Here is a 14,073-nt window from a genome sequence, read left to right as displayed (position 1 = left end):
GTGCGAGCCCTCCTCGATGACGGCGAACGAGGGCAGGAAAGTTTGGAGGTTCCGACACAGGTGCAGCTTGGCCGCTGCCTTGCGCCGACGATGCTTGGCCCAGTCCATACAGTTGGCAACCAGAGCGATGGTTGAAGAGTCGATACTGTAAACGGTCTTTTTGAAACGACGGGGCAAACCCTTGTAGCGCCCCGTAGGTCCAAAGCCGGGAAACTGAGTTTGTAGATGATCGAGCATTCGCCAGAACAAAGCCTCCATCATGTCGGCATTACGGTTCTTGTTAGCATGTGAGAGTCCGTTGCGACTCGGCGGCGTGGCCCCCCGTATCGCAAATAGCTTCGCGTTATGGTGGCGCAGCGCGTCACACAAATCGTTTAGCCCGATACAGTGTGTGAGCTGGCAATACAACAAACTGACCACGTGGCTCCATGGCGAAAACGTCCGGCTCTTCTTATCGATTCCATGCTCTTTGGCCAACGAGCTGACCATCCCAACGGGGATGAGCTTGCAAAGCTGATGGAAGACGACAGAACCGTGCTTGGTTGGTTTTGGTTTCTTTTTCATCAACTGGCTTCCTTGGTCGGAAGCCGTCCAGAGCCAACCATTTTTTTAACTTTTTAGATTATCCCTGTGGGATGGCTGTGGATAGGATACATTAGCGTGACTATCTCACGTAAGTCACATGCCGCTGTCGTCGTGCATACCAGGGATGGCTTCCCCTATTTTATCTCGTGCCTTTAACCTGACCTCCCACACCTTAAACGGTCTCAGCTCATTATGTAAATCGACTATCGATTAATGTCCTTACTCATCTGATAGCATTGCTCAAGCCATTGATGCTTGGTTTCCTGGTCTGACATTTTAACCGAGCCAAAATAGGTCCGGCCAAGCGACTTTATACCACAACAGCCGAAGACATCCTTCATCATTTTATACCCAGGATCGCCCACAATCCATTTATAATACCAGATTGGCGCGTCCATGGTGCTGATTACGTGCCCTGTTTTGTCAGTCAGGAAACGATCCATGGTTACATACTTCTTGCTCTTCTTAGTATATTTGAAAGCAAATCCTGGCAGTAATGTCCTTTCAATAAATGACTTCACGATGGCTGGAGGCGTGCCCCACCAAGTTGGATAAATAAATACTAAATGATCGGCCCACTTAATTTTTTCCTGGGCATCGGCAATATCAGGTTCTAGGGCCTGTTCCGCAGCATAGCCATTTCTCAAACAAAAATCGAAATCGAGTTCAGCTATATTAATTCGCTGCACCTCATGACCGGAATCTTGCGCTCCCTTGCTGTATTGTTCGGTTAAAGCATTGCCATAACTCTCGAGTACTGGATGGCCAAAAAGAATTCATATTTTCATGGTAATACTCGGTTGTCGTAAAAAAGAAATGTTAGTCTCATAGAATTGATGATTGAGCAGTGCGATCTGATAATCCACACGCCCAAAAACCTTCTTTCGAGTGAGGCAGGTTACTTCTTGCGCATTATCAATCGAGGTCAATGCAAAGCTCCTATGCATTTCTTGATTTTCCGCCACCTTATTTGATGTTCCAAACTAGCCCAACTGACGGAACAGCTCGTGCGTTATTTCACACCTGACGAATACTCGATCCTGGGACCGGCTCGAGCTAGAGCTATTTGGAACGGTAGGACTAGAGAATATCCAGTTTGAAGACTGCTCAGACGACGAAGATCCTCCCGTGAGAAGATTCCGTGGATTACCCCCACCCATATAAATTACAAAACGTATCCATTGACCCAGCTGCTCTAAACGACTCAATGCTTAGATGCTTAGGCTATTGAGTGCGACACTGATCTGGGCGTTTTCCTTTGGACTTATCGGATCTCAGCTGACCGGACTGGATGCGGGGTGGGTGGCTCTTTGTCGTCTCTTGACGGCTGTCATCGTTTTCTCGCCGTTCCTGTGGCGATCGAGTATGGGCGCCCGTGATCTATGGGTTCTTTGTGGGATTGGCGCCGTTCAGTTTGGTCTGATGTATAGCTTTTATTTGTCGGCCTTTCAGTTTATCGAAGCTTACCTGGTCGCGGCGTTTACGGCGTTTACCCCCATCTGGGTTGCGCTTATCGGCGGGTTGTGGGAAAGGAAATTGGATTGGGCAATACTAAGCCTGGCTGTTTTTGCGTTTCTAGGCGCTTGGATTATCCGCGAATCCCCGCTGCTCGATGGAGAAGCGATCTGGATTGGCTTTGCGCTGATGCAGATCGCGAATTTCTGTTTCGCCTGTGGTCAAGTAGCGTTTCGTCGTTGGAGCCGTCAGTCATCTGTTCCAGCACACCGCTCCATGCTTTATCTTTATGTAGGTGGAGCAGGTGTGGCTCTTCTTTATTTTGGGGCGAGAGTCCTTTTAGGCATTCAAGGATCGACTTCACCGAGTCTTAGCCAAATCGGCATTATCGTCTATCTGGGAGTCATCGCCTCGGGACTTGGGTTTTTCCTTTGGAATTCTGGAGCAGCCCATGTGAGTAACGGTGTACTCGCCGTGTCGAATAACTGGGTGGTCCCAGTGGGTGTCGCCCTGGCTATTCCAATGGCTGGAAGTCAACCGGACTGGCCGTCTTTTGGTCTGGGTGCTACGGTAATTGTCGCCGCATCTGTTGGCGTAGAGTTGCGTGCACGTTCAATGTCCAAAAAGCCCGATCAATCAGTCGTGGGTATTGACGCTAAGAGGCCTTCGTAAGACTGATCCGCCACTGCGATATAATTTTTGGGATCTTCTAGCCAGAGATCGAGGAACTCCTGAGTAGCAAACATGTAGAGCCGGTCTTCATGGATGGCGAATAAGTTAATTTCGCAGTGGCTTGGGGCGCTTTCTTTATCAGACATGCACATAGCGCAGTATCCGCCGAAAACAGGGGCATATCTATCTGGGTCTGCTTGGAACCGATTCATGTTTTTCAAAGACTCAAAGCGCCAAAAAACGCCTTTCCACTCGACTTGGTAGGCTGGATGTCCCTTGCGGGGCCCTTCCGCATCGCGGTAGGTGATCACGTCCATTCCTTCGAGGACGACTCCAGTGTCTGGGTCGGATGCAATGGGCCTGAATGCAAGTGCTTGAGGGGCGAACGATGTGAAAATAGCGGTAATGATTAGTAAAAATTGCGGCTTTGTCTTCATATTCTTCATGATCTGCGTCTTTAGTCTTTAGCGTTTGACACACTTATGCCTAAAAACATTCCTTAAATTTATGCCTGAACCTAAGAAACGCCTCGTCGGTCCTAAGCTATGGGGATTTTGTCTCATACTTACAGCACTTTTTTGGCTATTTATGGCTTCTTTGATGTTCCCATTTGTGCCACCCACTACTCCGATTTGGTCGACCTTTTGGGCGGGTTATACAGCCGCACCGATTGCTCTGACCTTCTATCTGGCGTCTATGTGCTTTTGTGTGACCCTGGTAGACCAGCGCCGTCGAAGCTCGTAGTGTTGTCAGATAATCGGTGCAACTATCACCTTTTGCACCGATTCTTGTGAGTGTGTAGCGAAACTTTTCTCTGAGACTCCCGTTTTCTCTGCTGACTATACTATGAAAGATTCATACATCCGCCTCACCCTAATACTCGCGGTCTTTGCGACTGCTTTTAGTATGTCGAATCTCCGTGCAGATGGCCACGGTCACACCAAAATGGAAGATTCCATGGACAAGCTGAACGATGCTTTTCGCGAATTGCGCAAAGCTGTTCGACGTCCAGACCCCGCTCAAAAAGAAACTTACCTTGGTTATATCGACGTAATTTTAAAGGAAGCAAAAATTTCTAAAGAGTATGTCCCCATGCGCTACGAAGGCATGGAGGGAGAGGAATTGGAGACGGCTATGGCTTCGTTCGAAAAGGACATGGATATCTTCATAAAGACAATCGAAGAGCTTTACGCAGCAATTGATGCCGAAGACTTCGATGCAGCCAATGAGAAGATCAATATGATGCGCAGGCAAAAGTCTTCCGGACATCAGGCACATAAGCCTGAAGACGAATAAATGACTGGATGCGCATGATGCGTAAAAGCCTGCTTTTTTCGGCGATTTTGTTTTGGGCGGTACCCTGGGTGACCGCCCAATCTGATTATGAGGTCCCCGAATCACCGATTGCCCTCACTGCTAAGGTACTCGACATCTTCAGCAAGAGCTGTGCGGAGTGTCATGACGCCAACAGCGGAAAGCGGGTGAAGGGAGATTTCGATCATGTCATGGATCTAGAACTTCAGCTAGAGGATGAATATTACCTCTTCGCCGGAGATCCGGAGGGTAGTGAGAATTTTCTTTTGATGATTACTGACGATGAGGACGCGTTGATGCCACCGCCTGAGAGCGACGTCCACAAACCCACTCCAGAAGAAATTGAAATCGTCAGGGCTTGGATAATCGCCATGGGAGAACACCCTCTTCCGCCCATGGAGGAGGTGGAGGCTTACAAAGCCGCTGAGCTGGCCAAGCTTGAGGCGGCGGGGGTAGAGGCCATCGAAGCGGTGCCGAAAAAGAAACCCATCTCAATACGCAAACTGTTCGCGCGGACACATCCGATGGTGGTCCATTTCCCGATAGGCCTGCTATTGATGGCTGCGGCAGTGGAATTTCTTGGGCTTATTTTCCGTAAGCAAAAGGCATGGGCTTCGGCAGTGCACTGGTCCGTAGCTATCTCGGCTTTGAGCAGTCCTGCGGCGGTAGTGGCGGGTTGGATTTTGGCGGATATTGAGAATTACACCATCAATTTACACCGTTGGTTGGGAGTCGCCACTGCGGTCGCAGCTATCGTCTCTTGGGTGTTGCTGGTCCTTGCGGACAAAAAGCGGAGCAACAAGATGATGTGGGCCTTCCGTATTGTTCTCATTGCTTCGGCTGTTCTCGTGTCCTTAGCAGGTCACACCGGAGGTGAGTTGGTATACGGTAAGGGGTATCCGTTTAATTGATGCTCTGAAGGGTGATCGCCTTTCAGCCACCTAAATCGCTTTAGGAAAGCCTGTGATTTTCTCGGGTTATTGGGGCAGTGGGTCATGGACAAAGCATACCCCTCCAGTTGTAGAATTCGTTGCCTCATTGCCTCGCGATCGCATTCTTAATTTAGGCGCGGAGTGCCCGATTTCCCTTTGTTCGCCTGAAGGATCGCTTCAAGTAGGCGAGAAATGATAGATAATATCTTCAGGTCTTGGGATTCTCAATCGGTCCTCCATTTCTTCGACTTCGGCGATTTCGATTATGTCGCCGCGGTTGATTCGATCTAGAGCGAAGAGCTCATCTCTGTTATAACCGCGTGTCGGGATGTCATAAATGTATTTCTTTCCGTCCGTTGCGATCCCTGTCAACAGGTAGTGCCCTTTCATGCGGCTCATGGGAGATACGAGGCGCAGGAAGGTTTTTGATGATTCAAATAGCGTCGCTGAGGCATTGCCGAATGTTGCATATGAGAATTTGAGGTCTTCGATACTGCGCCAGAGTGTGCGATTTATTTCTTTGAGCGAAGAGGGAGGCGACCATTCACGGACTTCATGAGTCCAAAACTTGTCCTGATAATGAGCGGGGCACTGACTTATATGTAGCTGGGGCCCCCATACTTCGAAGATCGAGTCTTTGGCTACGCGATCAGATATCCGATAGAGTTGTTCGCTTGTCTCACGCATCGCTGGCTCGGCGATAAGGATTAAGCTTTGTGGATTGAGTAGCGGTTTGAGTTTCCGAAGCCACGCATAGGCCTTCTTGTCGTTGCCAGGACCGAAGGCTTCATTGATTGCGAAACTGATGACGATCAGATCGAAGGTATCTTTCTTCGGGTTAGGGAGGCCGTCGTATTTACGAAAATCCCCTTTTTGGGTGAGCAAGCTGAGCGTGTATCCGTCGCTGTTGAGCGCTTGGACCGCGCCGTGCGCCTGAAGTAATGCCTCGGCTGAATGGTCGATCATCATGATTTCAGCTGAGCTCGAACCAAAACGGTCGATACAGAGTTGGGCTAGGCTAGTGCTGGCGGCACCGAGACCTGCGCCGAGATCGAGAATCTTTACAGGACGATCCTGAGGTGCAGTCCAGCCCCGGAGGTCGTGGGCTTCGATTAAAGGAAAGCGCACCCGCGTCCAGGTCTGTGGATAATAGAAGATGCCATAACCTAGTAATGCCTCAGCAGCCTTTCCGTAATTCTTGAATGCTCTGGGCCGCTCACAGGTGAATGCATCGCTGAGGGCCTGTATGGGCTCTTCCAGTTTTTCTAGGGCCGATGAGCGATCTTCTCCTGGAAAGGCCTTCAGCAGCGAAGAGAGCCAATAGGACTCGATCGAGCTTGGATAATAGTCTGCGTTTTTGACGGACATGGCTGCTACGTAGAGGCTGCGAAAACGCTGCTGTGCGTTTACGAATAGATATCGGCGACATTATCGACCGATAGAGATTATCTCCAAATCGTCTAAAATCCTATTTCTAGCAGAGTCTGTTGGTCAGAGGCTACATTGACTCGGCCCATTTTCTTTTTCAGGTCAAAATCAAATTTCGTGTCTGCACCGTCGACCCGCACGCTTTTTGGTTTTGATTTACTGAAGAAGGTAAACTCGCCACCCCCCTTGAGGGCGACACCATAGGTTTTTTTACCGCTCCAACCCCAGCCATCCATACAGGCCGAGGGGTGCAATTTATTCGTCAATCCGATCGGCGCTACCGCGAGTTTTTCGTTTCCAGAGTCTGGGTGTTCGATAGGCGAGGCGGTTAAAATATCGAAACCGAGTTCGGGGAGTGTAATAGAGTGTTTGTCTCCGGCTTTGACCGTTTGGATCTTTCCACTTTTGTAGCTATAGACTGCGCATGTTTCGCCTTCGTATTCAGAAAGGTCGTCAAGGCCCCAGTAGCCTGTCACCTTTTGAGCCTCCACTGCATCGTCGCTACGAGTCAAGGTGTGGAAAACGCCGAGAATACCAATGGAGTCTTGATAGGTCTGTAGTTTGAATGGGAACGCCTCATGTTCGCAGTCAACCAGGAGGCAGTCCTCGGTGGGAACGGCTGGAACTGCGCTCCGAATGGCAGTGCCATCATCAAAACAGAGCTTTCGGATTAACTCAAAATTCTGTTTCCCAGGTTTATCACTGACGTAGACGGGGCCGCCGCTGATAGCGCGCGCTGCGGCATGAAAAAGACCGCTTTCATGATAGCTCTGAAACATGTCCCAGTCGGGGATAGCGAACGTGTGGGAAAAGAAGGCATTCATGCCATTACAGAGGATGTGCCACCCTTGCTTGCTGATCGTCTTGTCTGGATAGAAGTCATCGGAGTTGCGCCAGACCGATGCGGTGGCGTAGTGGAAGGCGATATCGTTGCTATTGCACATGCAATGAAGCAGGTTGCCTTCAAAATGGGTAGCAGCGGCTCCTTGAACCGCCTGCTGATATGCGCGATAACTGGCAACCCGCGGTTGGGTTTTTCCGCAGAAATCCTCGAGCATGCCCTGGTTGTCGACCTTGGTCATATCGACACCCTGCGAGCGCAGTTCTGTGTAGTAGTCCTGGTAAAAGCGGTGGATGTCTTGGGCGATCACCATGTCTCGCTCGGTGGCATCATATTGCTCTGGCCAACCTTTAAAGTGATCTACTCGACCGCGCTTGACACGAATTCTGTAGTCTTTGGCGAGTGGGCCTTTGGCATCGGTTCCTTGCCAATAGCCCTGGAGCGTATGCCACACTCCGACTAGGTTCACACCCATGTTTTTTGCTTTTTCAATGATGGGAGCCAAGCCGTCTGGGAATTTCTTGTTGGCATCAAAAGACTGCATTCGAAAGTTCTCAACGTCTTGCCAACCATCATCAATGATCATAAACCCTGGGATCAGGCCTGCTTTCGAAAATGACCGCAGGCCTTTCAGGACCTTGGCCTCTGAGACGTCTTTATAGAATGCATCCCAAGTGCACCATCCGAGGTAATCGACAAATTCTGGCGCGGTCTTCTCCTCACGTAGGCGGAAGGTTTTGAAACGGTTTGAGCAGGTCTCCATAGCGCCCCGTATCAGCGAGAAAGGATTCTTCCCGCGCGCAAGAAATAAGACGGGCTCGGCAGACTCTGCATGCGTGCCTTTGTCTTGATCAATCATTAGCGTGAAACTGTCACCCGCAGTATCGAAGGCGGCTCGCGTGCTTCCATGGCTGAGTGTTAGGGCTAAGTTATAGCTGCCTCCGGACTTCCATAAGACCAGAATGGTTTCTCCTTTTTCAGGTTGGTCCGAGGCGTCTTTGCCAAAGAAGGGTTGAAACCAGAAGACGGAGCGTCGATACAGGCCCATCCAGCGCGCATTACCTTTGTGAGTCAGTCCAGAGATTTTTCCGGTGGCGATCGATTCAGGCGACGCATGGACGAAAGCTCCATTTACCCATGGGCCTTTCATCGCCTCTAACTCGCAATGGTCGGTGAGACCCGTGAATAAATCGCTCAGTGAAGAATTCTTTTTCGATACAAAAGCTCTTGGCATAGGTTCCCAAGAGAATTGAGCGCTGAGCGTGAGATCAACTTAATTGATGTTTTGATGACCTGACTATGGAACTGGTCTCTGTCTGACTAATAAATCAATAAGGTGCCAATCGAATAACCGACCCGATCTGGTGGTTAAATTTGCGGTCGTAGGTATAGCCTTTCTTGGCCTTCAACAACTTGTTTACATTGTCCTCCCAAATACCTTTTGAAGCTTTCAAGAAGATAATTTTGTCCTGTCGATTTTTGATTTGGATAAGATAACCCTTGTAATTCTGGCCCCCATAATCGGGATCATAGGCCATTCGAAATTTAGTTCTAAACAACGTCGTTTTTTCACCCGGAGGTAGATCTAGTTTAAAGTCTTCTCGAAACAGCACAGCATATTCATTTTTCCTCAGTATTTCTTGGCCAACGATGATCAAGGTGCCTCGGACGTCCGTGAATGTTTCTTTGATTTCGTCGTTATGAATGTTTACTCTAGGGGCGTATTTTACCACTCTATCGTCGATGTCATTGTATTTATTGAAATCGTCGTCTCGACGCTTCCCAACGGTGACTGTAAAATCAGAATTTGCCTGAATGTCCGCATTATTCAGTGCCTTTTCGAGGTTTGCCTGCCACTGACGGATATACTTTCTGTCAGCATTGCTGAACATATCGATGGGGAGGTCGCGGAAAATGCGTCCGTCATCACGTTTCAACGTGACCTGCTCGGCTCGGTTGACTGATAAGATCTCAGCTCGCAGCGTAGATCCTTGAGAATTGGTAAATTCCCTCATAGTCTCCCCATTTATCAAGGAGATGCTTGAGAGAAGAGCGATGCAAAAAAGGATGCGTGATAGCATTTGAAAAACGATCTCTTCTGACTTTCTTTAGGCGGCTACAGGTTTATTCAATGGTAAAAATTACCCGAGATAATGGGCTGATTCGGCCAGTGAGCTGACTCTCTTGATCAGCGCTCCGTGCTTCCTCTACTGCCTCTGGCATAGCGAGCCAAAGTTCGGAAAACTCTCTGAACAGTGCCACCACGTGGCCTGCACTTGGTAACTTATACTCGATGGTCTTCGAATGGGTAGTTAGAGGGTAGTCTTTCACAACCGGTGTCGTGTCACCTACAGCATCTAGGCGGTCACGAACTGGCTCGGATAAGCGTCTCACCGCAGACGATGTGCCGTCCACTGCGGCACTACTGATAGGGACATCCTGTGTAGCGGCCCGGACGGCACTCGACCCGGAGCCCACTGCGTCGAGCGGAGTAGTGCTGTAGATCCTAAGTTGCAGGGGACTGTGGATCATATCGATGACCATCTCTGTGACTGCAAATGCTGGTGTGAGGTAGCTCTGAGTCGAAACGGAGTTAATTCCGCGCACACGGCCATAGAATGCTTGCCGGCCATCGACCTCGATGCCAAAGACTTCAGCATTTGGTAGGGCATTGTGCCGTGTGCTCACCTGCCCATGACTACCGATGCCAGAGAGGAAGAAGAGCATGATTGTAAGGACATACTTGGATTTCATGCCGCACGCTTGCGCTGACTCATGGACTTGTCCAAGTCTTTTGGGCGAAGCTTAGACAAAAAATTCCGAAAAGACCCTGTGCTCTCCTGCAATTCTCTCACTGTTCGTGTTCCAGATCGATCCATGCCCCTGCTAACTGACGTCAGCGTCAGTCTCGAGGATGGGAAGCTCCATGCTATTGTCGGTCCCTCAGGATGTGGCAAGAGCACCCTTATGAAGGCGTTGCTGCGGATCATGCCTGGCGATGGCCAAGTCTTGTTGAGGGGGAGGCCGGTCGAGGTGACTCAAGAACTCATTGGTAAGGTCGGTTTAGCTCCACAGTTCAGTGTCGCGCAATCGCTTTTAACCGTGGAGGAGTCCCTGCGTTCGACCTTGTCGCTTTGCGTCAGAGATCGTCTTCAGTGCAAGGCGCAGCTCGAGCACGTTTTAAAGGTCGTCGGCTTAGAGGCGCAGCGAGACAATCGCGTATCTGGATTGAGTGGAGGACAATTGCGTCGTCTGGGCCTTGCTATGGAGCTCGCTCCGAATCCGGACTTCCTTATCTGCGATGAAGTAACCAGTGGCCTCGATCCCAATGCGGAGTCGCGCATTCTAGAGCTCCTCGGCGATCTTAGAGATAATGAAGGAAAGACCCTCGCGTGCATCATCCACAATTTGGGTCAATTGCCGGTATTTGATGCGGTCACGGTGTTGTATCAAGGTCATCTGGTATTTCATGGCACCTATCCAGAAATGATGCGCTACTTTGGATTGGAGAGTCCACTTGAATTATATGACTCGCTGGAGAAGCAGTCAGTGGAAGCGTGGGATGCATGTTGGCGTGATAAGCGCGAGCTGTCTCCGCCGCCTGATGTCGATGCGGCTGTGGAAACATCGAAGCAGGCTCGATCCAGCCGTCCTGGCCTGATCAGCCAGTTTTTCGCCTTGCTGGCGCGCCGTTTGCGATTGTTTTTTAGGGATCGCGGTGCCTTAGCTCTCATCTTTGCAATCACGCTTGGGTTTCCGATTATGGTCGTGATCTTCGCATTCAATGGCCTCCCTGCTGTGCCGAGTCTGCCGGACCCTGTCGGGGTGAATGTGACCATCCAGGATTTGGCGAACCGAGCTGCGTATGAAGTAGAGCTGACCCAGATCGGAACTTTGGTGATTGGGCTCGTATTATTTCAGGTGGTTTTGCTGACCTTGATGGGAAGCAATAATGGCGCGCGCGAGATCGCCGAAGAGCGCAACGTCTACGAGCAAGAGCGGCTACGTGGCTTGAGCCCGGCAGCCTATCTCGCTTCTAAGGCGGTTTTTGTCGGCCTGATCAGCGTTGTCCAAGGCGCTTGGATGGCAGTGTTTGTGAAGGGTATTGTCGGGTTTCCCGGGGATTGGGGTATCCAAATAGCCACTTTGAGCATGAGTGTGGTTTCAATGGCTTGGGTGTGTCTCGGATTCTCTGCTCTAATGAACTCCCCGGAACGTGCGTCTTTGTTATCTGTTTACCTCGTTGGTTTTCAGCTGCCCTTGGCAGGGATTGTTCTTGAGCTGCCCGGTTGGATGGAGCCGGTTTGCCGTCCAATGATCAATGCATTCTGGGCCTGGTCTGGAACGATACGCTCAATGATAGAATCGCGCTACTATGATACGGTTCTTCAAGCTTATGGCGGTGCGACCCATGCTCCTGAGACAGCCCTAATAGTATTGATTCTGCAAGGGCTCGTCGGATTAGTCCTGGCTTGGTGGGGCTGCCGGAGGACTCAGATCCAATAATCGTGAGAAGTCTGGCTCTGTTCTATAAATCAATTGCCTAACCAGCCGTGGAATTTCACCTTCTTCACAATGTTTAACTTTTTGAAGCTCACGGCTCTCTCTTTTCTGGTGGCATGTATTCTGTCCGGATGCGGTAAAACGTCGAATCTCCCCGAATTCGAGGTCGATGCCTACGTGAGTAATCCCGGAAATTTAACGGGCAATCGCTATGCATTAATCGGAAATATCGATGCGCATTTGGAGTTTGAAGAAGGCGTGGGGCGGTTGGTGTCTGTAAGGCCAAATGAAGGGGATCCACGGCTGCCAGTGTTTATTCACGATAACTTGAGAACCAATGTCCACGTAGGACAAAGGTATGTGTTTGAAGTAGTCGTACGCAAAGGAGGGCTGATTTATGTCGAGACAATGGAAAAATACTAAGTGCTTACCCTTGCTTGTGTTAAGTAGCATACTTGCTGGACAGGGAGTCATGCCGAACGGCTCCATGCCGACGCGACCTCAATCCGAGCAGTCGGGGACTCCGTTTTCAATGCAAACTTCTGGGCAACCTCAGTCTTTTGAAAGCAATACAATGCTCGAGGGTATGGACCGTGTTTTCGACACTGATTCCGATAGCATCGATTTTGAAGAGGGTTCATTCAATTGGAAGGGACGGACCTTCAATATGGGCGACAATCGCATCATGCGGGCGCGCTTTGAGCGTTATCTGGCTGCTCCCCGCCCAAGTGGTGACGTCGAGGCATATAACGCATTGATGGAGAAAATATCCCAGCGCTTGCAGGTGAATAATCTGGAGCTGAATGGGGATAATCTTCAGGAGATCTGGGAGATGCTCTTTGATGCATCCTCATTTGATCTCGATGGCGGCAATAGCCTGGTTGTCGCGAATCATGTATTCAACGCCTGGCGCATCAGGCAAGAACACGAATCTGGGCGTCTTTCTCAGCTCGAGCTCGAGAACTTGCGTCGTGTTCAGCAGCAGATTGTGGCGAACCGCGCTGCTTTTATCGATCGAGCCCAGCGCGCACGCGCGCGCGATGAGGCTCGCAGCGCTCGTGGCCAAGGAGGCGGTAATCGTGGTGCCGGAACCGGTGAGACCGGTGGACTGGTTACCGAAGCTCAATTTAGAGCTATGGATCTGGCGGAAACCGAAACAAGGATTCAGGCCCTCGAAGCATCGACGACGAACAACGGAATCCAGGCGAAGCTCCAGTTTCAGACTCAGATCGTCGGCTTCATGGCTCAGCGTCGTTTCGAGCACGCCATGTTGGCATCCGCATTTTATCGATTGATATTCAAAGGCTCCGCGCAAGAGCTCGAAGTGGGGCAGGAGGAGATTTCCGATATGCTCGGCACGGCTGAAGCAAGCCACACGGTGGCTACGCTCGAATTCATCGCACGGGAGGCCATTAACGATGTCCGCATCGGTGTGGATTCAGTCCAGGCCTTGTATGGTCGTGAGGAACTCTTTGGTGCACTCCAGCGCTTGCAGGAAACCTTTTTTCTCGGCGAGCATCTGCCGGAGATCCGTCTCTTCGATACAGATAAAAAAGTCGCTTTGCATGAGTTCTATCGCGATGCCCGACAGGCACGTCAGCTCTTCGATCTCAAAGACTTTGAGCGCGTAGATGCCCTCGCCGAGTCCCTTGAAGCACGTGCCCGAGATTTCTCTTCAGCACAGATCTTATCAGCCTCGCGCTCGGCCCAACGCATGAGTGACCTCGCCGTGATGTCAGCGCGTCAGGCGATGGCCGCTCAAGAATTTGAGAAGGCGGAAGCAGGCTTGGCCCGAGCCACGTCGATCTGGCCATTGAACCCTCGGATCGAGGAGTTTTCATTGAACATGGTCAATCGTTCGGACATCGCTAGCACAGCTACGGTCGAGTTTGACCGCGTGTTGGCCAGCGGGGCATTCAGGCAGATTTACGATAACCGTGCACAGCTGGGAGTGGCCTTGCTCCAGGATCCAGCTCGCAGTCAGCAACTCGAAGATGTGGTCAATAATGTGGCGCGCATCGACGTTCTATTGGCGCAGGCTGGAGAGATGGTGGCACAAGGAAATCCTTACGCAGCCTGGGAAATCCTAATACAAGCTACTGCAATCGATCCCAAGGACGTTGAACTCAATGTGGCCCGCGCTGACGTGGCTCCCCGAGCATCCCCTTTTGTGGCGAAACTCAACGCTGCCAGTGAATTCGAAAATGATAAAGAATACGCGGCTAGCCTCACCCAGCTTCTTGCTGCTCAGGACATCTACCCAGCAAGCAGCCAATGTCGCCTTGGCATCGAGCGCCTATCTGCACGGTTGATGCAACAAATTGCTGGGGCGCAGCAGTAGGT

13 protein-coding genes are annotated in these 14,073 nt (G+C 50.6%); 6 read left to right on the top strand and 7 right to left on the bottom strand.

The window, feature by feature from the left end; genetic code table 11:
* Both HRU10_11440 and HRU10_11435 read right to left on the bottom strand, forming a co-directional pair.
* A partial coding sequence (locus HRU10_11440; protein ID NRA27845.1) for a DUF4372 domain-containing protein occupies positions 1-564 on the bottom strand: 564 nt, incomplete at its 3' end.
* 224 nt (positions 565-788) lie between these two features.
* On the bottom strand, positions 789-1,361 hold the full coding sequence (locus HRU10_11435; GenBank protein ID NRA27844.1) for an NAD(P)H-dependent oxidoreductase: 573 nt from the start codon (positions 1,359-1,361) through the stop codon (positions 789-791).
* 439 nt (positions 1,362-1,800) lie between these two features.
* Between HRU10_11435 and HRU10_11430 the strand changes: the two genes are divergently transcribed.
* Positions 1,801-2,712 carry an EamA family transporter gene (locus HRU10_11430; GenBank protein ID NRA27843.1) on the top strand — a complete coding sequence of 304 codons (912 nt, stop codon included), beginning with the start codon at positions 1,801-1,803 and terminating at the stop codon, positions 2,710-2,712.
* Here HRU10_11430 and HRU10_11425 read toward each other — a convergent pair.
* Positions 2,673-3,149, bottom strand: a complete 477-nt coding sequence (locus HRU10_11425; GenBank protein NRA27842.1) for a hypothetical protein — start codon at positions 3,147-3,149, stop codon at positions 2,673-2,675. The genes HRU10_11430 and HRU10_11425 overlap by 40 nt on opposite strands.
* A gap of 409 nt (positions 3,150-3,558) precedes the next feature.
* Here HRU10_11425 and HRU10_11420 point away from each other — a divergent pair, with 409 nt between their 5' ends.
* The gene (locus HRU10_11420; protein ID NRA27841.1) at positions 3,559-4,008 is read left to right on the top strand and encodes a hypothetical protein; all 450 of its coding nucleotides are present in this window, start codon (positions 3,559-3,561) and stop codon (positions 4,006-4,008) included.
* Positions 4,009-4,022: 14 nt separating this feature from the next.
* Positions 4,023-4,937 carry a hypothetical protein gene (locus HRU10_11415; protein ID NRA27840.1) on the top strand — a complete coding sequence of 305 codons (915 nt, stop codon included), beginning with the start codon at positions 4,023-4,025 and terminating at the stop codon, positions 4,935-4,937.
* Positions 4,938-5,135: 198 nt separating this feature from the next.
* Here the strand turns inward: HRU10_11415 and HRU10_11410 are convergent, their stop codons facing one another.
* The 4 genes from HRU10_11410 to HRU10_11395 all read right to left on the bottom strand — a co-directional run bounded on the left by HRU10_11410 (position 5,136) and on the right by HRU10_11395 (position 9,981).
* Positions 5,136-6,326: a class I SAM-dependent methyltransferase gene (locus HRU10_11410; protein ID NRA27839.1), complete on the bottom strand. Its 1,191-nt coding sequence runs from the start codon at positions 6,324-6,326 to the stop codon at positions 5,136-5,138.
* 92 nt (positions 6,327-6,418) lie between these two features.
* Entirely contained in the window at positions 6,419-8,461 is a 2,043-nt protein-coding gene (locus HRU10_11405) for a hypothetical protein (protein NRA27838.1), read from the bottom strand.
* A gap of 94 nt (positions 8,462-8,555) precedes the next feature.
* Entirely contained in the window at positions 8,556-9,242 is a 687-nt protein-coding gene (locus HRU10_11400; protein NRA27837.1) for a hypothetical protein, read from the bottom strand.
* A gap of 109 nt (positions 9,243-9,351) precedes the next feature.
* On the bottom strand, positions 9,352-9,981 hold the full coding sequence (locus HRU10_11395) for a hypothetical protein (GenBank protein NRA27836.1): 630 nt from the start codon (positions 9,979-9,981) through the stop codon (positions 9,352-9,354).
* 123 nt (positions 9,982-10,104) lie between these two features.
* Here HRU10_11395 and HRU10_11390 point away from each other — a divergent pair, with 123 nt between their 5' ends.
* The 3 genes from HRU10_11390 (at position 10,105) to HRU10_11380 (ending at position 14,071) form a co-directional block, all read left to right on the top strand.
* Complete coding sequence (locus HRU10_11390; protein ID NRA27835.1) at positions 10,105-11,733, top strand: ABC transporter ATP-binding protein/permease; 1,629 nt, start codon at positions 10,105-10,107, stop codon at positions 11,731-11,733.
* Positions 11,734-11,802: 69 nt separating this feature from the next.
* Positions 11,803-12,153, top strand: a complete 351-nt coding sequence (locus HRU10_11385; protein ID NRA27834.1) for a hypothetical protein — start codon at positions 11,803-11,805, stop codon at positions 12,151-12,153.
* Between the two features lie 64 nt (positions 12,154-12,217).
* Entirely contained in the window at positions 12,218-14,071 is a 1,854-nt protein-coding gene (locus HRU10_11380) for a hypothetical protein (protein NRA27833.1), read from the top strand.
* Positions 14,072-14,073 lie beyond the last annotated feature (2 nt).

Source organism: Opitutales bacterium, assembly GCA_013215165.1.
In the GTDB taxonomy this organism is placed as follows: Bacteria; Verrucomicrobiota; Verrucomicrobiia; order Opitutales; family JABSRG01; genus JABSRG01.
The sequence above is the reverse complement of the archived record's forward strand: the minus strand, read 5'-3'. Positions and strand labels throughout refer to the sequence as shown.